This is a genomic window from Cytobacillus firmus (genome assembly GCF_023657595.1).
Classification (GTDB): domain Bacteria; phylum Bacillota; class Bacilli; order Bacillales; family Cytobacillaceae; genus Cytobacillus; species Cytobacillus firmus_B.
Genome location: NZ_CP098323.1, coordinates 4,596,479 through 4,623,098 on the forward strand (window position 1 = coordinate 4,596,479; position 26,620 = coordinate 4,623,098).

A 26,620-nucleotide genomic window follows, 5' to 3' on the forward strand; every position below is an offset into this window, starting at 1 on the left:
CCTATGCTTTTGGGCCACCGGCAACATACAGGACCTGACCGCTAATAAAAGAGGATGCCGGACTTGCAAAAAAGCTTGCGGCCTGTGCGATATCTTCTGGTGTACCAGCCCTATTAACCGGAATTTGCTTTACTTTGGATTCAATTAATTCCTGAAAGGAAATGCCAAGCCGTTCTGCGACTGCCTTTGTCATATCTGTCATAATAAACCCGGGGGCAATGGCATTCACGGTAATATTGTATTGTCCCAGTTCAATAGCCAGTGTTTTCGTAAAACCCTGAATCCCGGCCTTTGCCGCTGCGTAATTGGCCTGCCCCCTGCTTCCCAGGGCTGATACGGAAGATAGATTGATGATTCTTCCATATTTGTTTTGAACCATTAATTTCTGGGCATATTTACTGCAAAGGAAAGTACCCTTCAAGTGAACATTCATAACGCTGTCCCAATCATCGGCATTCATTTTAAATATCAGGTTATCCCGGATGATTCCGGCATTATTGACTAAAATGTCCGCCCTTCCATGCCTTTCCTCTATATGAGAAAAAAACCGTTCCACTTCCTGTTCATTGGTGATATCCGCCTTGAACACTTCTGCAGCCAAGCCTTTTTCCTGCAATTCATGTCTGGTCTCATTTAATGCTTCCTCATTAATGTCCACTAAATAGACATAGGCACCTTCCGAGGCCAGTCTTCCGGCTATTTCCCTGCCAATCCCCCTGCTTGCGCCAGTGACAACAGCTACCTGGTTTTCTTGACTAAACAATAGCTTCGCTCCTGTCTATTAAAATTCCTGTACAAATATTCAATCTGCTGTTCGTATTCCTGCACTATATCCTTGATAATGTCTTCTGTCTTTTTAATTTCATTTATTAATCCGATGGTCTGTCCTAATGAGATGACACCGGAATGTTCATTGCCATTTTTAATTAATTCCATATAGGATTCACCGCTTATATATGGAAAGATCTCCTCTAAAGCTGCTCCGCCTTCTTCCTTTTTCAGCAGCTCCAGCGCACGCTCTGTTTTCATTACTCTCATGGCTTTCCCGATTGATTTTTTCACAAGCAGGGTATCTGTTTCCTGAAGCTTTATCAATTTGTCTTTGATTGACTCATGGAGTGCTGTTTCCCTGGAAGCCAAAAACCTTGTACCCATCTGCACTCCTTGTGCCCCTAAAGCAAAAGCAGCAAGAGCAGATTTTCCCGTTGAAAACCCTCCTGCTGCAATGACAGGTATCGAAAGCTCCTGAACAGCCTTTTGAATCAAGGTAAGACTGGTTACATCCTCTTTGCCCGGATGGCCCCCGCACTCATATCCAACCACGACCACTGCATCGCAGCCAATTGATTCCGCTTTTCTGGCAAATCTTACAGAAGGCACGACATGAACGACTTTTATTCCGTTTGCTTTAAGGCTCTCCATATATTTCTCGGGGTTATTTCCAGAGGTGAACACAATGGGCACACGGGCTTCGATTGCCCCTTCCACATATTCATCCATCGGCTTGCGGATTCCAAGAGCGATATTTACGCCAAAGGGTTTGGATGTGAGCTTTCTTGCCGACTCAATATCCTCGAGCATTTCTTCCTTGGAGGAAAAGCTTCCAGCTGTTATAAGGCCGAGTCCGCCTGCATTCGATACCGCGGAAACAAGCGGTGATGTTCCAAGCCCTTGAAGCCCCCCTTGGATAATGGGATAGCGGATGTCAAACATCTCTGTGACAGCTGTTTGCATCATCCCTTTTCACCTATCGACAGCTTAAAGGTTCCGGTGCAATGTCCAATCAGTTCACCGTCTTCATTCATTAGCCTGCCTTCGATTAATACCGTGCTGCGGTTCTGATGAATAATCTCTGCTTCGGAGTATACCGTTCCTTCCATCACAGATTTAAGATATTGAATGTTTAGATGGATTGTCGCAACCTCATCATATCCCAGCGACCTGCCTGCCATGCCCATTGCTGTATCCATTACGGATGCATAGATGCCGCCGTGGACAGAATTTCTTACATTTATGAACTCTTTCTGTATGGGCAGCGCCAGCAGAACATAGCCTTTTTTTAATTCTTTTAGCTCCAGCCCAATAAAGGTCCAAAACGGGCTGTTTTCAAAATCTGTTTTCACTTTCTGCAGATGTTCTGCTGTCATGAAAATAACCCCTTCCCTGCTTCAGTCAGTTCAGTTCGATTGGCTATTACAGAAAGCTTTTGACCTTGAATGGCAAGTATTAGGTTCTCTGCAATCAGCATGGAGGTTTTCCTTGCCGCCTCAAGACTGATCCCGCCAATGTGCGGACTCATGGTTACTTGCTTAAGCTGAAAAAACGGGTGATCAGGAGGCGGGGGCTCATCTGCAAAAACATCGATCCCTGCACCCAGAATACGATTCTGTTTCAATGCCTCTGCCAAATCTTCCTCGTTGATCACGCCGCCCCGGGCAGTGTTTATCAGTACCGCTGTTTCTTTCATAAGCGAAAGCAAATTATAATCTACCAGTTTATCTGTTTCTATGGTTAATGGGATATGTAAGCTTACAGCATCACTTTTAGAAAAAACATTTTCTAAAGAAGTGGTTAGTTCCACTCCTATACGGTCAGCCGCTTGCTGTTTATCTGCATTGATTGTTCTGACATAAGCCATAGCTTTCATTCCGAAGCCATGGACTAAGATCCTGGCAGCTTTTTGCGCTATACTCCCAAAGCCAATAAGCCCCAGCTGCTTTCCTTCCAATTCAAGAGTAAATTCCCCGTCCCTCGACTGAAAGTTTCCACTCCTGGTTTCCCTGTCAAAATAGGCCGTTTTCTTCATTACCGCTAAGAGCAGGCTCACTGCATGTTCTGCTGTTGCCGTACTATTGAGCTTTGGAGCATGTAAAATGGGTATCCCCATCTTTGTTGCATATTCTACATCTATATTGTCAAGGCCCACTCCAGCTCCAGAAATAGCCTTTACTTGATGGCAGCTGTCCAAAATGGCAGGTGTAATCCTTGCCGGGGCCCGGAGGATGATTCCATCAACCTTATTATTCTGAAGGTAGCTGCAAATCTCTGATTCGTTATATTCGGTGAATTTCTTCACTTCAGCATGTTTGTTCAGTACATCCTCCCCATCTGCATGATACATGGGGAGAATCTGAACAATATGAGGTCTGTTCATCTCAACACTCCTTCATGGATATTATGAAACTTGAAGGTTTTCGACTATGGTGGTAATTCCCTGGCCGCCTCCAATACAAAGAGTGACCAGACCATATTTTTCGCCTCTCCGTTCCATTTCGTGAAGAAGCTTTGTCATCAGAATGGCTCCTGTGGCTCCAATAGGATGGCCTAAAGCAATGGCTCCGCCGTTTACATTCACCTTATTAATATCCATTCCGGATTCACGGATGACAGAAAGTGCCTGAGCTGCAAATGCTTCATTCAACTCTATCAGTCCAATGTCATCCATCGATAAACCACATTGCTTTAACGCTTTAAATGTAGAGATGACAGGACCAATCCCCATAATCTCAGGTGATACTCCACTCACAGCCTGGGCAATGATTTTTGCTTTTGGCTTTAAGCCATATTCATTTACTTTCGCTTCATTCATCATCAAAATGACGGAAGCACCGTCATTGCGGCCGCTGGCATTGCCTGCTGTCACGGTTCCATTTTCCTTAAAAACCGCCTTAAGCTTCGAGAGCTTCCCGATATTTGTACTGCGCGGATGCTCATCCACACTAAAAAGCTGTGTTTCTCTTTTTTGCTTATATTCAACCGGGATGATTTCCTTTTCAAAACGTCCAGATTCAATGGCTGCATGCGCAAGCTCCTGGCTGCGAAGCGCAAATTCATCCTGTTCTTCCCTTGAAATAGCATACTTCTCAGCCAGGTTTTCAGCGGTTAATCCCATTGTCAGATTCCCGTATTTTTCGATTGGCTGGGAACAAGGCTGGCTTTCGGTATTCGGGTCCAGAATTTGTGCATTTCCGGCCTGGAATCCATAACGGGCGTTCCGGATATAGTAAGGTGCTGTGCTCATGCTTTCAGCTCCTCCGGCCACGACTACATCAGAGTAGCCAAGCCTGATTTGCATATCCGCATTATTGATGGCCTGAAGCCCGGATCCGCATTGGCGGTGAACCGTGTAGCCTGTAACCTCAATAGGCAGCTCCGCCCTTAAGGCGGCCAGACGCGCAAGATTGGAAGTATCCGCACTTTGCTTGGCTTGGCCAAGGATCACTTCATCCACTTGTACACCCGTATGAGAACGATTCAATACTTCCCGAATGACTTTCTCTGCAAGATGATCAACCGGGACGTCTTTTATCGTTCCGCCCATTCTGCCAATTGCTGTCCGGACAGATTCGACAATATATGCTTGGTTCATGCCTTACACCCCCACATAGGAGGATTCCCGCTTAAGCTCATTCGCAATGATATTGCGCTGAATCTCAGAGGTTCCTTCGTAGATTTTTGTAATTCTTGCATCCCTGTAGTAGCGTTCAATCGGATAGTCTCTCATATAGCCGATTCCGCCATGGATTTGCACGGCTAAGTCTGCCACTTTGTTATATACTTCTGACGCAAATAGCTTTGCAATAGCAGCCTCTTTCACAACCCTCATTTTTTGATCGGTCATCCAGGCAACCCGGTACGTCATGGATCTAAGCACTTCGATTTGCATGCTGATGTCGGCCAGCATATGCTGAACAGCCTGCACCTCGATGATCGGCTTGCCAAATTGCTCCCGTTCCTGGGTATATTGCAGGCAGTGCTCAAGAAGCTTTTCACAGGAGCCAAGGTTTCTGGCAGCCAGGCCAGCGCGGCCATTGGCCAGGATTTTCAGTGCATTGATATATCCCTGTCCTTCTGTACCAAGAATGTTCTCGGCGGGAACCTCCATATTCTCAAAGAAAAGCTCAGCCGAATGGGAGCCTCTTAACCCCATTTTTTGTTCGACACTTCCAAGGACAAAGCCGGGGAAGTCTTTTTCAACTATAAAGGAGGTAATTCCTTTCGCTCCTTTTGCCCGGTCCGTTACTGCCATCACGGTAAAAACGTGCCCGTCAACTGCATTCGTAATATAATGCTTGGATCCATTTAATATATATTTGTCACCTTTTCTGACAGCAGTCGTTTTCAGTGCCGCTGCGTTCGAGCCAGCGCTCGGTTCCGTTAAAGCAAAAGCGCCGACCCATTCCCCGGTTGCCATTTTCGGCAGGTATTTTTGCTTTTGCTCTTCTGTTCCAAGCTCCACTATTCCGACAGAGCCGATTCCCGTATGTGCCCCTATTAAAGTGGTATAGCCATTATGTGTTTTGCCAAGCTCTTCATAAATGGCGCACTTTCCGACCATGTCTAGCCCGAGCCCGCCATATTCTTCCGGAATGCTTAATCCGAATAAGCCCATTTCCTTGGACATCTCCACCAGCTTTTCCGGTATCATATCTTTCTCTTCAATTTCCATCGCCAATGGTTCTGCTTCTTCTTTTACAAATTTACGCACATTTTCTCTTAAAAAATTTATATCTTCAGAAAAATTAAAGTCCATTTCTGTCTCTCCCTTATTGGTTAGTAAACTCTGCCGTTCTTTTTTCCAGGAATGCTGCCGTACCTTCTCTTTTGTCCTCTGTCCCAAAAGCTACAGCCTGTGAAAGCTTCTCAATCAGCATGGCTGTCTCCAGGTCAATATCATAGCCTTTGTGGACTGCAAGCTTTGCCAGCTTGATTGCAACCGGGCCTTTTTTAAGAATCTGAGAGGCAACCTCCTCTGCTTTCGCATCCAATTCATCATCGGCTGCAAGGTATGTGACCAGACCGATTCTTTCGGCTTCTTCTCCATCTATGATTTTGCCTGTCAGGATCATATCAAGTGCCCTTCCCTTGCCAACCACCCTGGACAGGCGCTGTGTTCCGCCTGCTCCAGGAATGATGCCCAGGTTAAGCTCCGGCAAGCCGAATTTTGCTCCCTTCGCTGCGATCCGAATGTCACAGGCAAGGGCCAGCTCGCACCCTCCACCCAGTGCATACCCCTTTACAGCTGCAATCGTTACTTTGCCCGATTGTTCGATTTTTTTGTAGAGCCCCTGCATGCCCGGAATCAATGCCTCAAGCATTTTTCTTTCATGAAGCTGTTTTATATCCGCTCCTGCTGCAAAGGACTTTTCCCCTGCTCCCTGGATGATGATGCATTTCACCTCATCATTTGCTTCTGCCCAGCTAAAGGCATCTCCGAGCTCCTGGAGAGTCTCCTGATTTAATGCATTACGCTGTTCAGGACGGTTAATGGTCAGCCACATAACCCCCTTTTCGATTTGAATAAGCAGATTTTCGTATTGATGCACGTTCTCACCCCTTAAGAATATTGATAGAATCCACTGCCGCTCTTTTTCCCCAGCCGTCCGGCTTTTACATATTTGATAAGCAGCGGACAAGGGCGGTACTTTTCCCCAAGTGTCTGGTATAAATACTCCATATTGCGCAGCCGGGTATCCAGGCCTACTAAATCCGCCAGTGCAAGCGGGCCCATCGGGTGATTAAGCCCCAGCTTCAGAGCTTTATCGATATCTTCAGCAGAGGCTACTCCTTCCATCAGCATGTTCATCGCTTCATTGCCGATCAGGCAATTCATCCGGGAAGTCACAAATCCCGGAAATTCATTCACTTCAACGGTTTCCTTCTTAAGCTTTTCACCGACTTCTTTCACTATGCGGACCGTGTCATCAGATGTTTCCAGTCCACGGATAATTTCAATCAGCTTCATTTTGTGGACCGGATTAAAGAAGTGCATGGCCACGACTTTATCTGGCCGTGATGTTTGTGCCCCAATTTCCGTCGGGCTCATTGTTGAAGTATTTGTGGCCAGAATGGTTTCCGGAGAACAGATGATGTCCAGCTTTTTAAAGATATCAATCTTCAATTCTATCTTTTCCAGGACTGCTTCAATGACAAGTTCCGCATTTTCCGCAGCAGCCTCTAAATCTGTTTCAAAATGAAGCCGGTCTTTTGCATTCCCATATTGTTCTTCAGAAATAAACCCTTTTTGAAGGCTGCCTTCCAATAAGCTATAAATATCGTTTTTGGCTTTATCTACTATTTCCTGATTAATGTCATTCAAGTAAACTTCAAATCCCGAAACGGCACAGGTATAAGCAATCCCTTTTCCCATTACACCTGAACCTACTACTGTGATGGTGTTCATTCTGTTCCCCCTTAGTTTGATAATGTATTGGCCACTGTATTTCTAGGTACGAACTTTTGATATAAGAACATTGCTGCCAGAATCGCAAAGCCAATGATGTCTGACAAAAATCCCGGGTTGACCATCAGAAGAGCCCCGATAAAAAGAACGGCTCTTTCATACCAATATGAATGGCGGAACAGCCATCCTTCCGCAGCCCAGGCAATCCCAATAATTCCGATGATGGAGGTCGCAACTGATAGAATAATATCCGGAACGTCTCCAACAAGCAGCAAGGTTTCCCTATATACAAACATATAAGGGACAATAAATGCGGCAAGTCCAAGCTTTACTGCCGTTAAGCCTGTTTTCATCGGCTCTGAACCGGCAAGCCCAGCCGCTGCAAACGCAGCCAGTGCTACTGGCGGTGTAATAGCAGATAGTGCTGCAAAATAGAAAACAAACATATGGGCTGCAAGCGGGGATACACCCAGTTCGATTAATGCAGGAATGGTAAGCGGAACCTGTACAATGTATGCCGCAACAGTTGGGAGCCCCATTCCAAGAATGATGCTCGTAATCATCGTGAATACAAGCGTAATAATTAAAATGCCGCCTGATAAATCAATGATCAAGCTGCTGAATTTAAGGCCAATCCCGGTAAGCCCAATAATTCCGATGATAAAACCGGATGCCGCACAGGCAATAGCTGTCTCAATGGCAGCTCTGGCTCCTAAATCCAATGCCTTGAAGATCTTAGAAAAAGATAATCTGGTTGCCCCTTTTAAAGAGGCAACCAATATCGTCACCCCGATAGAGTAGAGACCAGCCTTCATTGGTGAAGAGCCGGATGCAAGCATGACCACAATCACTACTAAGGGGATAAAGAACATGAATCCGGTTTTCAAAACACTCGAAACCTTTGGAAGTTCTTCTTTCTTCAGACCAACGAGCCCCAAACGCCTTGCCCTCATATCGACCTGGAAATACAGGCAGCAGTAATAAAGGACTGCAGGAATTAACGCAGCTATGGCTATATCCATATAAGGCACACCTAAATAGGAAGCAATGATGAAAGCCGAAGCCCCCATGATCGGAGGCATGATCTGGCCGCCCGTAGAGGAAACCGCTTCAACCGCAGCTGCAAAGTGACTCTTATAGCCGGTTTTCTTCATTAATGGAATGGTAAAGGCACCCGTTGTGACCGTGTTTGCAACGGCACTCCCTGAAATTGTTCCCAAAATGGAGCTGGCCACGATCGCCGTTTTGGCAGGACCCCCGCGATATTTCCCCATCCCGGCCACTGATAAATCGATAAAAAATTGACCTGCTCCCGAAACCTCTAAAAACTTTCCGAAGAGAATAAATAGAAAAATAAAGGTGGCTGATACCCCAAGAGGAGTACTGAAAATACCAGTCACTGTATAAAAGAGGTGATCAATAATCCACATCGTGGTAAATTCACGGTGGGAAAGCGACCCCGTAATCAAATGACCCCAAACTCCGTAAACGATGCAAATGAAGATAATAATCACCAGTGTATTTCCAATCACGCGGCGAGTTGCTTCAATCAGCAGCAAGCCGGATATGATTCCTATTGCAATTTCCAGTGCTGTCAGCGGCTCAATATAACTCATCCGCGATGAAATGACCTGGGAATTCATCACATAATAGGAATAACAAGCAATGGACAACATCATAAACAGCCAATCATACCAGGGGATACTTTCATTTTTTACCGCCTTCTTGGAAGGCTTATAAATGGCAAATGTTAAAGCCAGCGCAAATGCAAGGTGTGCCGACCGCTGCAGGATGGATTCGAATACTCCAAAGAAAGCTGTATACAAATGAAAAAGAGACATTAAGACGGCAATAATGGAAATGATTTTGGCAGCCGCGCCCTTTAATAGGCGCAGCTTGCTGTTCAGATTTCCATCTTCGTCATATTCCGCAATCACTTTTGAAGCTTCTGCTTCCGTTACGTCATGTTTAGACATCATTCCACCTTCTTTTTAAAAGGATTATTTTGGTTTATTTAAGTGCCCCGACTTCCTTGTAATATTTTTCTGCACCCGGGTGAAGCTTGCCCACGTTGTTTTGCACTGAATACTCTGCATTAAAGTCTTTCATAATCGGGGATAATGTCGTCCATGTATCTTTTTCTTCTACCATCATTTTTGTCAGCTTATAAACCGACTCTTCGTCCATTAGATCATCATTAACCAGCAGAACCGTATAGCCGGCAACCGTTTTAACATCTTCTTTCACATTCGAATAAGTTCCGCCTTCAATGTCATATTCCAAATATCCTTCATTTAACTCATGCAGGCCTTTTACTGTTTCATCATCCAAAGGAATCAGGCGGATTCCGAGGGTTGTATCCAGCTCCTGGAAAGTGGAAACCGGTGCAGAAACCATCCCTACAATGGCATCGATATGCCCGTCACGCAGAAGGTCGGCTCCATCAGCCGTTCCGATATATTCAATGCCGCCAAGATCGTCATAGCTCATGTCATTCAGCTTTAAAATATCCAGGAATGCCAGCTCTCCGCTGTATCCTTTAATTCCCGGGCTTACCTTCTTTCCCTTTAAATCTTTCACGGACTTTATATCAGAATCTGCCCGAACAACGATCTGGAATACATTTGGATACAGGGTTGCAACCGTGCTGACATTATCCACTTTTTCTTTAAAAGCATTGATTCCGTTCAATGCCTCAGGCACTGTTTGGCCATTACTGAATCCAAGAGCAAATGTCCCCTGACTTAAGCCCAACAAATTGGAAACAGATCCGCCCTCTACTACCGTAACGGAGGATTCCGGGTAGACTTCCTTCATTTTCTCTCCCATTGCCCCTGACAATGTGTACCAGAAACCGCCTACTGTTGCAGAACCGAAAGCCATATCCCGCGGGGCTCCCTCTGCTCCTCCGCCTCCGCCTCCGCTTCCTTTACCGCTGCTTCCCGCCTCATCCGAAGAACAGGCTGCCAATACGACTAACATAAAAGCCATTAAAACTGCCAATAATTTTTTCAACTTATTTTCCCCCTTAATTTGTTTCCATTTTGGTTTTTTCCAGCACATGAAATTCCGCATCTGTCATCTCCCGCAACGCTTCGATGGAAACATCGGAAAGCGTTTCTATGAGGTACATTTTTCCTTCAAGAAACTTAAATACAGCATGTTCGGTGACAATCATATCTGCTTTTCTTGTACCGCTGCTTGGAAACGATAATTTTTCCACAATTTTCGGACTTCCATCTTTAGACAAGTGCATGGAAGCAATAATCATCCGCCTTGCTCCCGCAACTAAATCCATGGCCCCTCCCACTCCAAGAATGGTTTCTCCGGGTACTGCCCAATTTGCGACTTCACCGGTTTCATCGACCTGCAAAGCCCCCAGTACAGCGGTATCGATATGTCCTCCGCGAATCATCAGGAACGAATCCGAACTATCAAAGAGGGATGCCCCTGCGTCCATGGAAACGGGCTTCTTACTGGCGCTGATCAAATCCATATCAATGTCGTCATCAGAAGGAGTCGGACCCATCCCGAGAAGACCGTTTTCTGATTGAAGGTAAACCTTTTTGTCATCGAGGTAATCTGGAATAATGGTTGGAATGCCGACTCCTAAATTGACAATTTCTCCTTCCTTCAATTCCTGTGCAACCCTTTTGGCGATTTTAATTCTGTCAGATAGACTCAACGTATCTCCCTCCTTTTTTTACATATTGATTGATTAAGACATAATCTACGTATAAGTGAGGGGTTACCACTTCTTCCGGTGCAAATGCACCAGCTTCCACAATCTCATCCACTTCAGCTATAACCACCTTCGCAGCCGTTGCCATAACCGGATTGAAATTCCTCGCTGTTTTGTCATAAATCAGATTTCCCAGTGTATCAGCCTTAAGGGCTTTAATAATGGCCACATCCCCTTTGATTGCTTTTTCAAAAATGTAGGATTCGCCATCGATCACTTTCTCTTCTTTCCCTTCAGCAAGTTTGGTCCCGGCGCCTGTCTTCGTATAGAACCCTCCGATGCCTGCCCCGCCGCACCTGATGGCTTCTGCCAAAGTGCCCTGAGGAATTAATTCAATCTCCAGTTCACCTTTTGACCAGGCCTTAACCGCATCACGATTAGTGGTAAAGTAAGAGCCTTTCGCTTTTTTCAGCTTACCTGCCACCAGCAGTTTTCCGAGCCCCTTCCCTTCCTCGCCTAAATTGTTGCTGATGACTGTGAGATTATCTTTATCGGATTTCACCAGCTCATCAATTAAGGTAAGCGGTGTTCCCGAAAGGCCGAACCCCCCGACAAGCAATGTGTCGCCGCTTTTAATAAACTGCAGTGCATCAGCAGGATTTAATCGTTTTTTCATTATGTTCCTCCTCTTGTCTCTGGGTTTCCGAGTAATTTATATAAGCAGACAATGATTTGATGGCTGTATTTTCATGAAAGAAGTAAGGTTTCTTTGTTTCCTTTAATATGTCAATGGCCAGCTCCCCCTGGTATCCCTGGGACATGAAAATCGGAATAAAAATACTATCTCTTTCCTCCATCAGCTTTTTCATTTGTTCCGAGAGAATTTCATTTTGATAGTCTACCTGGAATGGGAAAGGAACAATGATATTATCGAAATCACCCGATTTATGAAGCACTTCCAGACAGGTTGTTAATTTTGACAAGTCATCGTATACGATGGTGGTCAAATCTAAAGGATTCATGAATGACTTCTCTATACCTGTAATCGTTTTCATTTTCTGCTGAAGTTTTGATGACAAAGGCTGAAGCTGAATCCCATACTTATCGCATAAATCCGCCAGATAAATGGAAGTAGCCCCTGCCCAGGAAAAGATAGCCGTCCGTTTTCCTGCTGCCTTTTTGTATGTATCAAACAGCCATGAAAGGGCAACAACTTCATCAATGCTTTCAGCTTTTACCAGTCCGGGGTGATTGACCATATCCCATGGAATAGAGTAATCATTGTTTCTTCCAAGGTGATATTTAACGGCAATTCTTGAAATCTTCGAATGGCCGATTGGCAGCAGGATCACCGGCTTCTGTTTGATATAGGCCTGGTGCAGCAGCCGGAAAAAACGCTCTTCCTCGGAAATGGATTCAATGATTAATAGAATGGTTTCTGTTGATGGATCACTAATTAAAAATTCAAAGCAGTCATTAATCGTGATATCCATCTCATTTCCAGGTGACAGCCAATAGGAAAATCCTAGCCCTTTTTCATTCGCATCAAGGACAGCGCGGCCTAAACTTCCTCCATGACTGATCAATCCAACAGATCCCTTATGAAAATTCTTAGGTTCGAAACGGGGTGAAAAAGAGATTCCCCAGTTTCCTATAAAATGATAGAATCCGGGAGAGTTTGGTCCATAAACCGCTGTTTCTGTACCTTTAACAATTTCCTTTAGCTCTTCTTCCCGGGTTATCCCATCCGGACCGCTTTCAGAAAAACCCGAGCTGATGATGATGACACTCTTCACTTGTTTTTTTACACATTCTCTTAAGATGTCAGGGGCATGTTTGAAAGGAACAATTACACATGCCAAATCGACTTCTTCTCTGATCTCGAGTACACTCGAATAGCAGTGAATTCCCGAAATGGTGTCATAATTTGGGTTTACGAGATAAATCTCCCCGGAAAATTTTGATTTTTGAAGATTGACCATGACACGTCCCGCATTTTGATGGAACCTTTCCGAAGCTCCTATTATGGCAATGCTATTAGGGGAAACAAGCGTCTGCAATGATCTCATGATTTTAATAATCCCCCTTCTAATTTTTTCACCTTTCGAACAATGGTAGAAGGATTCACTTCCAGCACACGGGCAATGCCCCGATAGGATTTTTCTGACTGTGACGCTTTATAGATCAGCTCTCTTTCAAGCAGGTCTACAGCCTCTTTTAGCGGTAATAACTGATTTACGACAATGGCTTGATCATGACTCATTCCCTGGTTATCGCTTTTGCTGAATAAAGAAAGAACCTCCTGCTCCCCCACTTCCAGATTCGAAGCTGTTACATATATTCTTTCAATCATATTGACGAGTTCCCTTACATTCCCTGGCCACTGATAATTAGTAAGGACCTGAATGGCTTTTTTGGTGAATTTGAGATGTTTGTGATATTTTGCTGCGAACATTCTTGCATACGCATCAATCAGGATTGGAATATCTTCGACTCTTCTTCTTAAAGGCGGAATTGATATGGGAATAACATTCAGCCTATAAAATAAGTCCTCCCGAAAACTGCCTTCCAGGACTAATTCTTTAAGATCCCTGTTTGTAGCGGCAATTACACGCACATCAATCTTTGTCGTTTTGGCTGAACCTACCCGGGTAATCTCCATTTCCTGCAATACCCGAAGCAGCTTGACTTGCAGGTGGTTTGGGATTTCCCCAATCTCGTCCAGAAAAATAGTTCCATTATTCGCTTGTTCAAATAAACCGGCTTTTCCCTTTTTCAGGGCACCTGTAAAGGCACCGCCTTCGTATCCAAAAAGCTCAGATTCCATTAATGATTCAGGAATAGCCCCACAATTCACTTTAATAAATGGCTCTTCTGATCTTGGACTCGACTGTTGAATCAGCTTGGCAATCTCCTCTTTCCCCACTCCCGACTCACCTGATAATAGAACCGTAACATCCACCTTTGCCACTTGCTGAACGGTCTCAAGCAGTCTTTCCATTTCGGGTGATTTGGCTATGAACGTCTCCGATCTTTCGGAAAGGTGCATATTTTCAAGGATTGACTTTGTTTTTGCCAGCTCACTTCTAAGTGCATCGAATTCAGTCATGTCCTTCACATTGATAACAACTCTTTCAATTTGATTGCTGCTGTTCTTAATGGGATTTGCCGTTATAATCAAGGAATTTTTATTGTCTTTGCCTGTTTCCATGATGTTATGCGATCTGCCCTTAGCTTCTACCTGCCGGGCTATATCTTTTATGTAGTCAGGAGTATCTTTCCTTACATCAAATAGCTGCCGAAAACTCTGGTTGCATTTGATAATTGTTCCTGACCCATCTGTGATACAGATGCCGTCTGTTGAGTTATCGAGGATCGTTTCCTGTTCTTTTACTAGCTGCTTGACTGATTCAAGTTCATTGGATACAAATTCTATTTCTGAAATGTCCTGAAAGACGCCAACCGCTCCTACAAGAGTCTCGCCATCATAAAGCGGTGTTCGATGAGTTAAATATTTTCTTTTTCCTACCCGGTATTTTTCTGTATGTCCCCTGCCTGTGCGGATAACATTCAATAATCCGCTTGGAGTGACAACATCAGTTAAAAACTTTCCAATGGCTTTCTCCTTAGTTGTCATAGCCATTTCTTCTGCTGGAGGATTCATTGATGTAATCCTTCCCTCCAAATCGATGGAAAGAATCCCATTATGTGCCGAATTAAAAATAGCATCCATGCGGCTGAGCTCCACCTGAGAAGTTCTGGCATAGGCAGCCAGATACTGTTCTTTTGTCAGGAAGCCGGTGATTTCCCCATTTTTATTTAGAATTGGCCAGATTTCCTGTTCAACGGACTTTATATTCTTTAATTCATCCGTTTCATTAAGGAAACAAAAGTCAGTCTGGTAAATTTCTGATATTGCCTTATTTAGATTTAACAAACCTTCTAATAGATTATGCTCTGTAAAGCATCCCGCCAGCTCATCTCTTACGTTATAGACCAGCCCGCCTTTCATATGGGATTCCAGCAGGGTCTTTGCTGCCTCTTTGATGTAATCGTTTTCAAAAAATTTAATAGAAGTACGAGTCATCGCGTCTTTTACTAACAAATTTCCCGCTCCCTCTGAGTGATTCACTCATAAATTATTAATGCAAGAAGTGTGCCAACATTTAAAAATTCGAAAAATGCTGATATTTCCCGCTTTTTGTAATATTTTAACTATATATTTAGTAGAAAAATGTTGCAATACCGCAACAGGTGTTGCGACAGCGCATTAAAGGGTGAAAAAAACAGTTCTCCACGAGGCAGGAGGACCTATGATTCATTCTTTTCCTTTTTAGCGGTGTTGCGTTTTTGCAACATATCTCGAATTTTATAAATAGATTACTATGACTATCTACAGTTGCCGATAGGCTAACCCAAATTTTTTCTGAAAAACAAATAGGGACTCCACATCAAAGTGAAGTCCCAATAATAACTAGATTAAGAAAATAGTTTAATAAGGAAGCTCAATAAAATCCCCACAACCCCAAAGTCCGAGTCTCCAAAGGTAGTTCCCTCAAATCCTAGTGAGCCAAGAACCGGCAGCAATAAGGCCGGAAGGAATGAGATTAATAGACCGTTGGCAAAAGAACCGATCATCGCTCCCCGTCTGCCTCCAGTCGCATTTCCGAATACCCCTGCCGCCGCACCTGTGAAGAAGTGTGGAATCAGACCTGGCACGATAATTTTCAATCCGAATAATGGAAGAAGGAACATGGAAAGCAAGCCAGCTACGAAGCTGAATAGGAATCCGATAATAACTGCATTTGGCGCAAAAGGGAACACTGCCGGACAATCAAGGGCAGGCTTCGCATCTTTTACCACTTTATCAGCGATTCCTTTAAAAGCTGGAACAATTTCCGCAATCAGCATCCGCACACCGGCAAGGACGACATATACACCTGCTGCAAACGTAATGGCCTGCATGAGCGAGAACACAAGGAAGTTCACTCCGCCGCTCAATTCAGATTCCACATAGCCTTTTCCGGCAATCGGCGCCACAACCAGGAAGAGAATCGTCATTGTCAGAGACATCGCAACAGAGGTATCACGCAGGAATCCAAGTGATTTTGGCACTTTGATATCCTCCGTCGATTTGGATTTATCCCCTACACGCTTTCCGATAAAGCCGGAAACAAAGTAGCCGAAAGATCCGAAGTGGCCGACAGCGATGCTGTCATTGCCCGTAATTTCTCGTACATATGGCTGGACAAGCGCAGGCATGAATACCATTAATAATCCCAGAATAATAGACCCGATAATGATCAGCGGAAGCCCTGTCACTCCGCCGGTTGCAAATACTGCTGAGATCAGGCAGGCCATGAATAAAGTATGATGTCCGGTAAGGAAAATATATTTAAACGGTGTGAAACGGGCAATTATAATGTTCATGACCATCCCGAATAGCATGATCATCGCGGTTTCTTTCCCAAATGTCTGCTGGGCAATCGCAACGATGGCCTCGTTGTTCGGAATAACACCCTGGATATGGAAGGCCTTTTCAAACATTTTTCCGAAAATATCAAGTGAGCCTATTAAGATGCTTGCTCCTCCATTCAGGATGAGAAAGCCCATGATCGTTTTAAGCGTGCCTGATATGACATCGGCAATACCTTTCTTCTGCAGAAGCAAGCCAAACAAGGCGAATAAGCCAACCAGGATGGCGGGTGTGCCCAATATATCATTCATGATGAAATCAAACATGTTAACCCCTCCTTTTTAAATCCTCTGTATCTCTCTTTCATCTGACCAGTTTTTTAGTTATACTGTACTTGTTCTTTATATTTTTCAGCGGGCGGATTTTTCCGCCTGCTCTTTTTTTCTCTATTAGGATAAATGTGATTCCAATGCCGCTTTTAGCTCATTTTGATCAAGGATGTTTGTCAAACCAATGATCGTTCTTGTTCCGTCATCCAAATTGGAAATCAGGTCTTTAGATCCCAGGTAGATGTCCGCTTTTTCGGATTTAGCCGTTGTTAAATCTGTATGTGAAACATCTGCTTCCACACCCAATTGACTTAAAACTGTTTTCACGTTCATTTCCACGATAAAGCTGCTTCCAAGTCCATTTCCGCATACTACTAGAATTTTTTTCATTTTTATTTCCTCCTTAGTCTTGTGAATATTGATTAATAATTTCCAATACGCCAGCTGCTGTATCAGCTTTCTGGAGCTTTTCAAGGTTATCGCTGTCAGACAGCATTTTGGACAGCTGGGATAATGCTTTTAAATGGGTTTCATTATCGATGGCTGCCAGCACAAAGAATAATCTAACCTGATGTTCCGGCTTTTCCGAAAAAGCACAGCTCTCCTTTAATTGCAGAAAGCTCATTCCCAGCTTGTTCACACCAGCTTCAGGGCGGGCATGAGGAAGGGCAATTCCAGGTGCGATGACGATATATGGCCCCATTTCTTTCACATTTTCAATCATGGCATCAATGTAATTCTGGCTGATGGATTGATCAGCCAATAGCGGCTGTGACGCCATTTGCAGTGCTTCCTGCCAGCTTGCAGCAGAATCTGCAAATTGAATTTTATCGGCGGTTAGAACTTCATTTAACATTGGCTTTTGATCCACCTCACTTTTTGCTTCTTTATTTGATTGATAGTAAACTTTCAATTCCTGGATCAGCATGCTTTCGTCTTTTATATCTGCATGCTTCCGGATAATGTCTATCAATGCGTCTATGTTTTCTGATCTAGGCTTTTTTTCTGATGCCTGAACCTGCTTAAGCAGGGATTCCTTCTCAGACGGGTTAAGAATCGGATTTACAATAAACACCGGTACATTTTTCAGGGATACCGGCGTGGTCGAAATGACAAAATCCAAATCAGCCAGGGGCGCTTTCTCATATTCACGGACGGTGTATACATTCGCCACATCGACAAACGGCATGAGATCTTCAATTTGTTTCTGAAGTATTCGGGACGTGCCGATTCCGCTGGCACACACCACAGCCGCTTTTTTGCGGGCTTCCACCCTGACGCCTTCTTTATCAATCCAGCCTCCAAAGTGCATCGCAATATAGGCCGCTTCATCATCCGATACTTTTTTGCCAAGCACGTATTCAAAATGATGAACCACCTTTTTGGTTAGAATAAACAGGTCCTGATAAGACTCCTGTACAGATTTAGATAATGGATTCTCCAGTTCAATCCCATATTTGATTCGGAAATATGCCGGTTTTAAATGAATCAATAGATTTCGTTCAAGTTCCTTGCGGTTTTGAAAAAATACGCAGGCATACTTTTGAAAATCATCGACCATTCCTACTGCTATTGATTTGAGGATAGCAAGGTCCTGATTTTCCAGCTCATGTGTATCATAGTCGCTTATTTTCGCCCCTAACAGGTAAGTTGCAAGATAGCAGGCTTCATCATCAGGAACCTCAATATGGAAACCGCTTTCAATTTTCCGGCAAATAAATTGAGCAGCGGTGTACTCTTTCGTTTCTTTAATGACCTGTTTTTCAACAGGATCCATCTTGATGTATTTTTCCTGGTTAAACCTTTTGATGAGCATAAATATATGGGCGCTTAGCGTCTCCATCACTTCATCTGTGTAATGAACGCCGGAAAATGATTCACTTTCATTCAGAATTTCATAAATCGTCTCTAAATCAGTCCGCTGAAACATTTCAGGTGACAGTCCAGGCGTGTCCTGGATGGTTAACTGGACTTCAGATAATAGATCATTCCAGCCGCGGTTGGTTAAAACCTGTGACAGGAAGTTTATCAGCATTTTCCTCTTATCCTGCTCTTCGCCGGCAATATAGTAGCCTGAAGGTTTATGGAAATTCAACTGAACCTGGAACTGGCTTAGCTGCTTTTTTAATTCCCTGATATCTGCCAGAAGCGTACTCCTGCTGACACCCAGCTTATCCATCAGGTCCTGAAGATAAATGGTTTTCTCACGGGTCAGGATAAGGATGGCAGTCCAGGCCATTCTTTCTTTGCGCGAAAACTCATAACTGCCAGCTTTATCAAACGAATGCAGCCGCTGTTTAATCTGCTGCTTTTCTTCTTCATCGAGAAAAAATCCAGCAGCACGAACATACTTCAGCTCATCTAAACCCTGGTCTTTTAGCCAGCTATTAATTTTGTCAACATCATAATAAACAGTCCGCTTGGAAATCTGTAATTCCTCCATAAGCTCCTGCGGAGAAACATGTGTAGGTGCATGGACCATTTTCGTCAAAATCGCCATGCAGCGCTGGTCAAGAATCATCGGGAGCGCTCCCTCCTTTACCTGATTCTAAATAGTAAGTTTGCAAAAAGTCAGACTTTAAATTCATTGAATTGTCTGCTTACTACGTATTATACTCCTGTACTGCACAAAATGAAGTCCGAATTCTGTAAAGGGGTTTTTGCAAGAGTTGGACTCATATTAGCAGAGAAATAAAAAAAGCGAACTCGCTAATGGCGAGTTTCGCTTTTTTAAATACAACACTAGTCAAAATCTAAAGTTAATTAAATTCTCCCGTTTCTCCTTAAGTCCTCTCACAATCCCCTCATAGCTGAGCAGGTCCCCTGTGAGGGTTTCATTACGATCCTTGATCATTCTCGAGACCTCATCCGGATTCGGTCCTCCCTGGAGGCTGCGGATCTGTACAAAGTATTCAGGGGAGATGATTTTCTTCCACTCTTCCTCTGACAGGGAAACGGGAACATATCCCCTAATAACTTCATTTACATCCTCTACTTTCCAGTCGCACAGCTCTTTCTGTTCTTTCACGGTTTGTTTCGAAATATAGCCGGCAATGGAGTGGGCTTTCCGAAATGGGATGCTGTAGTCTCTTGCCAGGGTGTCAGCCAGTTCGGTGATCGTGATGCACGACTTTTTGGCCATTTCTTTCGCATGGTCTTTATTGACCTTTAAAGTGGCAATCACGGCATACATCAGCTTTAATACCCGATTCGCATTATTAAAAGCGCGATACAGATGGGGCTGCAGATCATCCTCAGTATCGACAATATCGCCGAATGGCGTGTTATGGACCATGTTCATGGCAGCATACGCTTCACCATAGGCGCTGCTGGCAATGGATCTGGAATGCTCAATGGAAACCGGGTTCCGCTTCTGAGGCATTATGCTGCTTACCTGCACGTAAGGGTCCGCCACCTGGAAGGTGCCAAACTCTCTCGTTACATGCTGAAGGAAATCCTGAATCCACCGGCCGGTATTCACCATGCAGGTCATCAGGGCTGATGAGGTCTCCAGCAGGTAATCTGCTCCCGCAATCGAGTCATATGAATTCTCGATAATTCCCTCAAATCCCAGCAGTTCACGCGTGCGGTCTCTGCAAATCGGGAAGCCCGTCGTTGTCAGGGCCGCTGCGCCAAGAGAGGATTTGTTTACGGTTTTATAGGCTGCCCACAGCCGGTTGATATCCCTTTGAAGGACATCATAAACAGCCAGCAGGTAATGCCCCAACGTGGTCGGCTGGGCCGGCTGTGTATGGGTATACCCGGTCATATAGGTCTCTTTATGCTCATCCGCCTGCTCAAGCAATGCCTCACTAAGCTGATAGGCACTGCCCAAAAGCTGGAGCAGGTGTTCTCTCAGGACCAGCCTGTACATCGCGATGCCCATATCATTTCGGCTTCGGGCAATATGGATTTTCCCGGCCAGCTCATCGCCGATCTCTTCTCCTATTTTCGCTTCCATCATAAAAAAGAGATCTTCAAATTGAGGCTGGTAGGATAATGAGCTTGTGTCTGACATTGCCACTTTATTAATTCCTTCGAGCATAGTTCTTGCTTCATCTTCCGGAATGATTCCCTGTTCTGCCAGCATGATGACATGAGCCCGGTGGATATCAAACATGACATGAAACAGATAATCCCTCTGGTCATTGAAAACCGGCATCAGCAGTTCTTCTGCATATGTTTTGCCTGGAAAGACATGGCCTTCATTTTTAATAAACTCTTCTAATTTGCTCATTTTTTCAACTCCGTTTTATGACAATGATTCCGACCAAAGCTTCTGGAGGCTTCTTCAATGAAATAAGCTATGGAAATAAATATATCTTAGTATATGCGTGGGCAATTAAAATGCTGATATTGCAGCTATTGTAAAAGGCACTTCATCCAGCCGGAATAAATCTTTAACGGGATTGGGATCAATCCGGGTTTCCATTAGATGGACAATTGAATAACTTTTGTCCCCTCGCCCCTTGGTGACAGGCACTAGCCGAATTTTGTCGATTGTGAACTTTGCAAATTGAGTGGGGAAGGTTGCAAATAGATGAGGGATTTTGCAAATAGAAGGGGATTTTGCGCAAATAAGACGGGAAAATTGCAAATAGCTACCTTCTTCCTGCAAATAGAGAAACCGTGGAAGTGCCCGCGGCTAATAGAGGTGGAGAATCTGCAAATAGAGCACGAAAACTTGCAAATAGACTCCCATCTAAAAAGAGGTATATAGACATTTATATCGAAAATAACTAAGTAAACACAGAAAGGAGAGCTATACTTGATTAGTAAAAGCCTGAAAGTCCCCGAATTGAACCTCCAGCTTGAAGCGTTGGTAAGAAGAATCCCCGAACAGCACCCCTCACGTGAGAAAGTGATCTCAGAATATAAAAAGAGAAGCGCGGGATTTAAGGGAGAAGAAAGATTATTTTATTACTTAAGCTTTCTGGAACATAAAAAGTATTGGATATTTCATGATTTGCGGTTATCAAACGGATCGCAATTTTTTCAAATCGATGCATTGCTGCTCACGGCAAATTTTGCACTCATATTGGAAGTTAAAAATTGGACAGGCACCTTGATTTTCAACCCTCAATTCCAGCAGGTCATCCGCATCCAAAACGACAAAGAAGAAGGATTTCCAGACCCCATTTCACAAGCCTGGCATCAGACGAACCAGTTTAGAAACTGGCTTGATCTTAATGGGTTTCCTCGCATTCCTCTTGATTTTTTAGTTGTAATCAGCCATCCTTCCACCATAATTAAGGCAGAGACAGATCCGCTGCAAATATCTAAGAAAGTCTTACACTCTCATCACCTTTTATCCAAAATGAATGGCATTGAAAATAAGTACCCTCAGGAAAAAACTGATTCTAAGGAGATTCGGAAGCTATGCCGGACTTTGTTAAAAAAACATACCCCTGTACAATCCGAGATTCTCGAGCACTTCAATGTCTCAGCTGAAGAAATTCTGACTGGTGTCAGCTGTCCTAAATGCACTTCCCTTCCGATGATATTCCATTGGGGGAAATGGCACTGTCCAATGTGTTTATTTTCCTCTCACTTAGCCCATGAGGCTGCAGTCCAAGACTACTTCCGGCTTATTAAACCGGCAATTACCAACTCGGAATTCCGCTCTTTCACCCATATCCCATCCCCCTATACTGCTTCAAGAATACTCTCCAGGATGAACCTTTCTTCTAAAAGAAATAAAAGACACCGTATCCACGAAAAAACACTTGAACAGTGATACACCTCACAATTTTTTCCAATAAGTTAATTTATAATTAAGCTGAATTGAGGTGCTAATATGGAAAAGAATTGGTCTATTTCACTTGAGCATGGTAATTACGCTAGTGATGTGGAGCTTCTCATCAACGATACGATGGCGGCAGTAAGCCAGACAGCTAAAGGGTATTATGTCAATATAGTCACACCAGCTGAGTTAGGAAATCCCGATAACTACCTAACTGAAGCACTGCTCCTATACTTCGGAAATAAAGTGGACTCTCAATTTATCGATCAATGCGGATGCGGGGGGTATGTTTTGAGGGTATGGAAAAACAAGTGAGGGACCTGACCATTTTGTGTGATTATAAGAACCGGCATGTTATTTTAAATTACTATTATGAAGATGAACTTATCGATCGGGATGGGATTAGTTTTAATGAGATTTATGTTCATCACGGAACGATTTACTTTATCAAAAATAAAAAACGGATCGTAACCATCAATTCTAAGAAGTATCGTAATATATTGATAGGCGAGGACTTTCAAAATTATTATATTATGCGGAGAGATAAGAATCGGATTGATATCTATTTTCCTTAAACGGGAGCTGCGAAAGCACTGGATGCGCTTTTGCAGCTTTTTTTATTTGGTGAGGAGTGGTCTCTATTTGCAGGAAGCCTGCGTCTATTTGCAGAATCTATGACTCTATTTTCCAGTTGATTATCGTATACTGTTCCCGGATCTTTTGCTGCTCGTCTATTTGCAGGAATCAGCTTGCTATTTGTAATTTTATAGTTCTATTTGCAGAATTCAGCCTGCTATTTTCAGCTTACTCTGTTCTATTTGCAGAATCTCCGGTTTTATTTGCAAATCTACTATGGTGCCGTTTCTGTTCAGTATGCAGTTCGTTTTTTTGCGGAATCCAGTCTGCTATTTGCAGCTTACTTCGTTTTTATTTGCAGAATCCCCAGTTTTATTTGCACATCTACTATGTGTGCCGTTTCCGTTCAGTATGCAGTTCTTCTTTTTGCGGAATCCACGGTTTTATTTGCAAATCTACTAAGCGAGCCGTTTCCTGTTCTTATGCAGTTTGTCTATTTGCAGAATCGAGCTAACTATTTGTACTTAACCTGTTCAATTTGCAGAATTCCTGGCCCTATTTGCAGGTTAAAGCATCTATTTGCAAGTTTCCGCACGCTATTTGCATCGTTCACATTCCGAACCCACGGCCACATAAAAACAGACCCGCCAAATCTGGCGGGTCCCTCACATTTACTCCACTTTAAACCTCTTAATAGAATCCAGCAGTTCCTCCGCCATCCCTGAAAGTGATGCAGCCGATGCCGCAATTTCTTCCATCGACGCCAGCTGTTCTTCTGTAGCAGCGGATACGTCCTGGCTTTCGGCTGTGGTGACTGCGGCAATTTCTTCGATTGCGCTGACGAGTTCCACTACCTGGTCTGCGCCTTCGGCCATGTCCCTGATGGATGAGGAGACTTCTGCGATCTGGCCCGAAACGGTGTCAGCAAATTGCTGGATGTGGCTGAAGGCATCTCCGGCATTGTTCACCAGGTCAATTCCCTTCTCCACTTCAGCCGTTCCCTTTTCCATGGAAGAGATGGCTTTGTTTGTATCCGTCTGAATCGTTGAGATCAATTCGCGGATGCTTTCGGTTGACTTGGATGATTGTTCTGCGAGCTTGCGGACTTCATCAGCGACAACGGCGAAGCCTCTTCCGTGCTCGCCTGCTCTTGCAGCTTCAATAGCTGCGTTTAGTGCGAGCAGGTTCGTCTGGTCGGCAATGGCAGAAATAACATTGACAATCTGGCCAATTTCCTCCGAACGTTTCCCTAATGTATGAACAATGGAACCCAGTTCAGAGACTGTTACATTAATATTTTTCATCTGGTTCGTCGAAAGGTCGATGGCTTCATTTCCTTTTACCACAACTTCATTTGTCTCATTGGCCGTTTTTGCCACGACATTTGTGTTACTCATAATTTGCTGAATGCGGCCGGACATTTCTTTGACGACAGAGGTGCTTTCTTTCACTTTTTCTGTCTGCTGCTCAGTTGCCGAAGCTACTTCCTGGATGGAATTGGCCACCTGCTCTGTTGCCATGTTGTTCTGCTCAGAGCTTGCTGTCAGCTGTTCCGATGAGGATGCAAGATGGACCGCTTTTTCGCTCACCTGGTTGATCAGCTGCTGCAGCGATAGGACCATCTTGTTAAAACTGACACCCAGTTTGCTGATTTCATCGTTGTTCCTGACAATAAACTTCTGGGTCAGATCCCCTTCGCTGACTTTATCGGTTGCAGCGATCAGCTGATTGAGCGGGCGGGTAATCGAACGGACAATAATGTAAGAAACAAGTGCACCCACAAGGACGAAGATGGCAATAAATATGATTGTCGACACTAAGATAGGCTGGACAGCTGACGTCACTTCTCCCAGGTTCATCGTGCCGATTACCTTCATGCCTGTCAGGCCATTGGTGGTGAAGTGCATTTCTTTCTCTACGCCTTCAAGCGTGTACTCAACCTGTCCCTTTTCCTTTTCCAGGACTTCCGGCAGCCAGCTGCCTTCTGCCTGGGTGCCCGGCTTCTCCAGCGGATGTACTAAAAAGCTTCCCTCCGCGCTTAAAATGGCAGGATAGCCCTCTTTTCCAATTTTAATGTTATTGGATAGCTCGCTTAGAGCGGACAGGCTTAAATCAATGCCGATAACGCCAGAGCTGTCGCCAAGCTTTTGGGCTACTGTAATTAGGATATTTCCACTTACAGCGTCAACATATGGCTCTGTAATGAAGGCTTTTCCTTTTGCCTCCATTGCTCCCTGATACCAGGGGCGTGTAGTGGCATCAAAGTCAGCTGGCAGATCTGCACGGGGGTAGATAACCAAATCGCCATTTTCAGAGCCTGCATAAATAGCCACTGCCTCCGGATGGAGCTCTTTATACTGGCTAAAAGCATTTGTTGTTTTATCTAATTCTTCCTCTGTATAGAAATCTTTTTTGATCCGCTTGGAAAAGTAATTTGTATCCTCCATCTTAGGTTTAATAAAGTTCATAATAAATTGATCAAGAATTTTAACATTCTCATCTGCACTCATGGTAATCTGATTCTTTATCTCATCATGTGCCTTCTGATAGGATATGTATCCGATTGAAATAGAAGGAATTAATAGAATAATAATAAATGAAAGCAATAATTTTTTTCTAATCGTAAATGAGAACAGCGACCCTTTTTGTTTCTGTCTTTTCTTTTTCATAGATTTACCCCTTTTAGTAATTTACAGCTTTAACCTGCGAGATGGCGCCTTCCAGCTTCTCGTCAACCACCCTGGCATCGTCAATATGCCTCTGAATCAGTTCCTTCACTTGATCAAAAACAGACTTGGTATCCGCAATCTCATCGGCTACTTCCTCGGAATACCCCTTCTGAATGTTGATCATTTCAATCACTTCACCGACTTCTGATTCAACTGTACGGATCAGGTTCGTGATCGAATCAATTTTGCTGGTAGTTTGGCCGCTCAGTGACATGCCATTTTTAATTAACTCGGTGCTGGCGACTGTTGAATTCAATGTTGCTTCAATATCGTCCTGAATATTTTTCGTCAGGGAGCTGATATTCGCGGTGCTTGTCGCTGTGCTTTCGGCCAGTTTCCGGACCTCATCCGCCACGACTGCAAATCCTTTGCCCTGCTCGCCTGCTCGTGCCGCTTCGATGGACGCATTCAAAGCAAGAAGGTTCGTTTGGTCTGCAATATCTTTAATGACCTGAACAATCATCTCGATTTCTTTTGACCGTTTGCTCAGCGCCTCCATTTTCTGTGAGTTCACTTCCAGCTGCTCTCCCAGCTGCTTAATCAGCTGTTCAGACTTACTGACGGATCCGCGGCCTTCCTCCGAGCTTTTGACCATCTCTTTTGCAGATTGAATCAGATTTCCCCCTTTATCTGATAAAGTGAGGCTGTTTGAAAAAGTAGCTTCGCTATGTCTTTTTACATTTTCAAAACCGTCTTTTATTTTCAGAACCAGGTCGCCCAGCATATAATGCTGACCATTAACTATTTCATGCTGGCTTACTGTAGTCGTCAAATCTTCATTAAAAGAAGTTATTAGTGTCTGATAATATTTTTCTCTGCGCTGAAATTCTTCTTCAGCAAACTGGAGCTTTGCTTCCAGTTCCCGTTTTTCCTCTTCCAGCTGCTTAACCTTTCCTTTTCCGAACATCATTGATCTCCCCATCTCTTATATACTCCTTTATTATATCGACAGAAAACGTGAA

The 26,620-nt window shown here is 44.0% G+C and carries 23 protein-coding genes; 3 read left to right on the plus strand and 20 right to left on the minus strand.

Annotated features, from left to right (window positions below; all coding sequences use genetic code 11):
- Nucleotide 1: 1 nt before the first annotated feature.
- The 18 genes from NAF01_RS23060 to argH form a co-directional block, all read right to left on the minus strand.
- Nucleotides 2-763, minus strand: a complete 762-nt coding sequence (locus tag NAF01_RS23060) for an SDR family oxidoreductase (RefSeq protein ID WP_250801273.1) — start codon at nt 761-763, stop codon at nt 2-4.
- A complete protein-coding gene (locus tag NAF01_RS23065) occupies nt 739-1,737 on the minus strand; it encodes an NAD(P)H-dependent flavin oxidoreductase (RefSeq protein ID WP_250801274.1) in 999 nt (332 codons plus the stop codon). The genes NAF01_RS23060 and NAF01_RS23065 overlap by 25 nt, the downstream gene beginning before the upstream one ends.
- The gene (locus tag NAF01_RS23070; RefSeq protein ID WP_250801275.1) at nt 1,734-2,147 is read right to left on the minus strand and encodes a PaaI family thioesterase; all 414 of its coding nucleotides are present in this window, start codon (nt 2,145-2,147) and stop codon (nt 1,734-1,736) included. Before NAF01_RS23070 ends, NAF01_RS23065 begins: the two co-directional genes overlap by 4 nt.
- Nucleotides 2,144-3,154, minus strand: a complete 1,011-nt coding sequence (locus NAF01_RS23075) for an NAD(P)-dependent oxidoreductase (RefSeq protein WP_250801276.1) — start codon at nt 3,152-3,154, stop codon at nt 2,144-2,146. The genes NAF01_RS23070 and NAF01_RS23075 overlap by 4 nt, the downstream gene beginning before the upstream one ends.
- 21 nt (nt 3,155-3,175) lie before the next feature.
- Complete coding sequence (locus NAF01_RS23080) at nt 3,176-4,369, minus strand: thiolase family protein (protein WP_250801277.1); 1,194 nt, start codon at nt 4,367-4,369, stop codon at nt 3,176-3,178.
- Nucleotides 4,370-4,372: 3 nt separating this feature from the next.
- Nucleotides 4,373-5,533 (minus strand): acyl-CoA dehydrogenase family protein, encoded by a 1,161-nt coding sequence (locus tag NAF01_RS23085; protein WP_250801279.1) that lies wholly within the window; start codon nt 5,531-5,533, stop codon nt 4,373-4,375.
- A gap of 13 nt (nt 5,534-5,546) precedes the next feature.
- A complete protein-coding gene (locus NAF01_RS23090; protein ID WP_250801280.1) occupies nt 5,547-6,326 on the minus strand; it encodes an enoyl-CoA hydratase/isomerase family protein in 780 nt (259 codons plus the stop codon).
- An 11-nt stretch (nt 6,327-6,337) separates the two neighbouring features.
- Entirely contained in the window at nt 6,338-7,183 is an 846-nt protein-coding gene (locus NAF01_RS23095) for a 3-hydroxyacyl-CoA dehydrogenase (protein ID WP_250801281.1), read from the minus strand.
- Nucleotides 7,184-7,194: 11 nt separating this feature from the next.
- A complete protein-coding gene (locus tag NAF01_RS23100; RefSeq protein WP_250801282.1) occupies nt 7,195-9,162 on the minus strand; it encodes a TRAP transporter permease in 1,968 nt (655 codons plus the stop codon).
- A gap of 31 nt (nt 9,163-9,193) precedes the next feature.
- Nucleotides 9,194-10,198: a TAXI family TRAP transporter solute-binding subunit gene (locus tag NAF01_RS23105; RefSeq protein WP_250801283.1), complete on the minus strand. Its 1,005-nt coding sequence runs from the start codon at nt 10,196-10,198 to the stop codon at nt 9,194-9,196.
- 13 nt (nt 10,199-10,211) lie between these two features.
- The gene (locus NAF01_RS23110) at nt 10,212-10,868 is read right to left on the minus strand and encodes a 3-oxoacid CoA-transferase subunit B (protein ID WP_250801284.1); all 657 of its coding nucleotides are present in this window, start codon (nt 10,866-10,868) and stop codon (nt 10,212-10,214) included.
- Nucleotides 10,855-11,541: a CoA transferase subunit A gene (locus tag NAF01_RS23115; RefSeq protein ID WP_250801285.1), complete on the minus strand. Its 687-nt coding sequence runs from the start codon at nt 11,539-11,541 to the stop codon at nt 10,855-10,857. The genes NAF01_RS23110 and NAF01_RS23115 overlap by 14 nt, the downstream gene beginning before the upstream one ends.
- The gene (locus tag NAF01_RS23120; RefSeq protein WP_250801286.1) at nt 11,516-12,934 is read right to left on the minus strand and encodes a CoA-binding protein; all 1,419 of its coding nucleotides are present in this window, start codon (nt 12,932-12,934) and stop codon (nt 11,516-11,518) included. The genes NAF01_RS23115 and NAF01_RS23120 overlap by 26 nt, the downstream gene beginning before the upstream one ends.
- Nucleotides 12,931-14,970 (minus strand): sigma 54-interacting transcriptional regulator, encoded by a 2,040-nt coding sequence (locus NAF01_RS23125; RefSeq protein ID WP_250801287.1) that lies wholly within the window; start codon nt 14,968-14,970, stop codon nt 12,931-12,933. Before NAF01_RS23125 ends, NAF01_RS23120 begins: the two co-directional genes overlap by 4 nt.
- Before the next feature lie 374 nt (nt 14,971-15,344).
- The gene (locus NAF01_RS23130; RefSeq protein ID WP_048009154.1) at nt 15,345-16,607 is read right to left on the minus strand and encodes a PTS ascorbate transporter subunit IIC; all 1,263 of its coding nucleotides are present in this window, start codon (nt 16,605-16,607) and stop codon (nt 15,345-15,347) included.
- A gap of 123 nt (nt 16,608-16,730) precedes the next feature.
- Nucleotides 16,731-17,000 carry a PTS sugar transporter subunit IIB gene (locus tag NAF01_RS23135; RefSeq protein ID WP_250801288.1) on the minus strand — a complete coding sequence of 90 codons (270 nt, stop codon included), beginning with the start codon at nt 16,998-17,000 and terminating at the stop codon, nt 16,731-16,733.
- 13 nt (nt 17,001-17,013) lie between these two features.
- The gene (locus NAF01_RS23140) at nt 17,014-19,131 is read right to left on the minus strand and encodes a BglG family transcription antiterminator (protein WP_250801289.1); all 2,118 of its coding nucleotides are present in this window, start codon (nt 19,129-19,131) and stop codon (nt 17,014-17,016) included.
- A 225-nt stretch (nt 19,132-19,356) separates the two neighbouring features.
- Nucleotides 19,357-20,847 carry an argininosuccinate lyase gene (gene argH / locus NAF01_RS23145; RefSeq protein ID WP_250801290.1) on the minus strand — a complete coding sequence of 497 codons (1,491 nt, stop codon included), beginning with the start codon at nt 20,845-20,847 and terminating at the stop codon, nt 19,357-19,359.
- Nucleotides 20,848-21,378: 531 nt separating this feature from the next.
- On the opposite strand from argH, the gene NAF01_RS23150 reads away from it, so the two are divergent.
- Genes NAF01_RS23150 through NAF01_RS23160 form a run of 3 tightly spaced genes read left to right on the plus strand, consistent with a single transcriptional unit; the run spans nt 21,379 to nt 22,928 of the window.
- The gene (locus tag NAF01_RS23150) at nt 21,379-22,347 is read left to right on the plus strand and encodes a nuclease-related domain-containing protein (protein WP_250801291.1); all 969 of its coding nucleotides are present in this window, start codon (nt 21,379-21,381) and stop codon (nt 22,345-22,347) included.
- A gap of 60 nt (nt 22,348-22,407) precedes the next feature.
- The gene (locus NAF01_RS23155) at nt 22,408-22,668 is read left to right on the plus strand and encodes a CGCGG family putative rSAM-modified RiPP protein (RefSeq protein ID WP_250801292.1); all 261 of its coding nucleotides are present in this window, start codon (nt 22,408-22,410) and stop codon (nt 22,666-22,668) included.
- Nucleotides 22,653-22,928, plus strand: a complete 276-nt coding sequence (locus NAF01_RS23160; RefSeq protein WP_048009162.1) for a hypothetical protein — start codon at nt 22,653-22,655, stop codon at nt 22,926-22,928. Before NAF01_RS23155 ends, NAF01_RS23160 begins: the two co-directional genes overlap by 16 nt.
- Before the next feature lie 672 nt (nt 22,929-23,600).
- On the opposite strand, the gene NAF01_RS23165 is transcribed toward NAF01_RS23160, so the two are convergent.
- Nucleotides 23,601-25,598 carry a methyl-accepting chemotaxis protein gene (locus NAF01_RS23165; RefSeq protein WP_250801293.1) on the minus strand — a complete coding sequence of 666 codons (1,998 nt, stop codon included), beginning with the start codon at nt 25,596-25,598 and terminating at the stop codon, nt 23,601-23,603.
- Between the two features lie 13 nt (nt 25,599-25,611).
- Complete coding sequence (locus tag NAF01_RS23170) at nt 25,612-26,580, minus strand: methyl-accepting chemotaxis protein (protein WP_226618664.1); 969 nt, start codon at nt 26,578-26,580, stop codon at nt 25,612-25,614.
- Between the last annotated feature and the right edge of the window lie 40 nt (nt 26,581-26,620).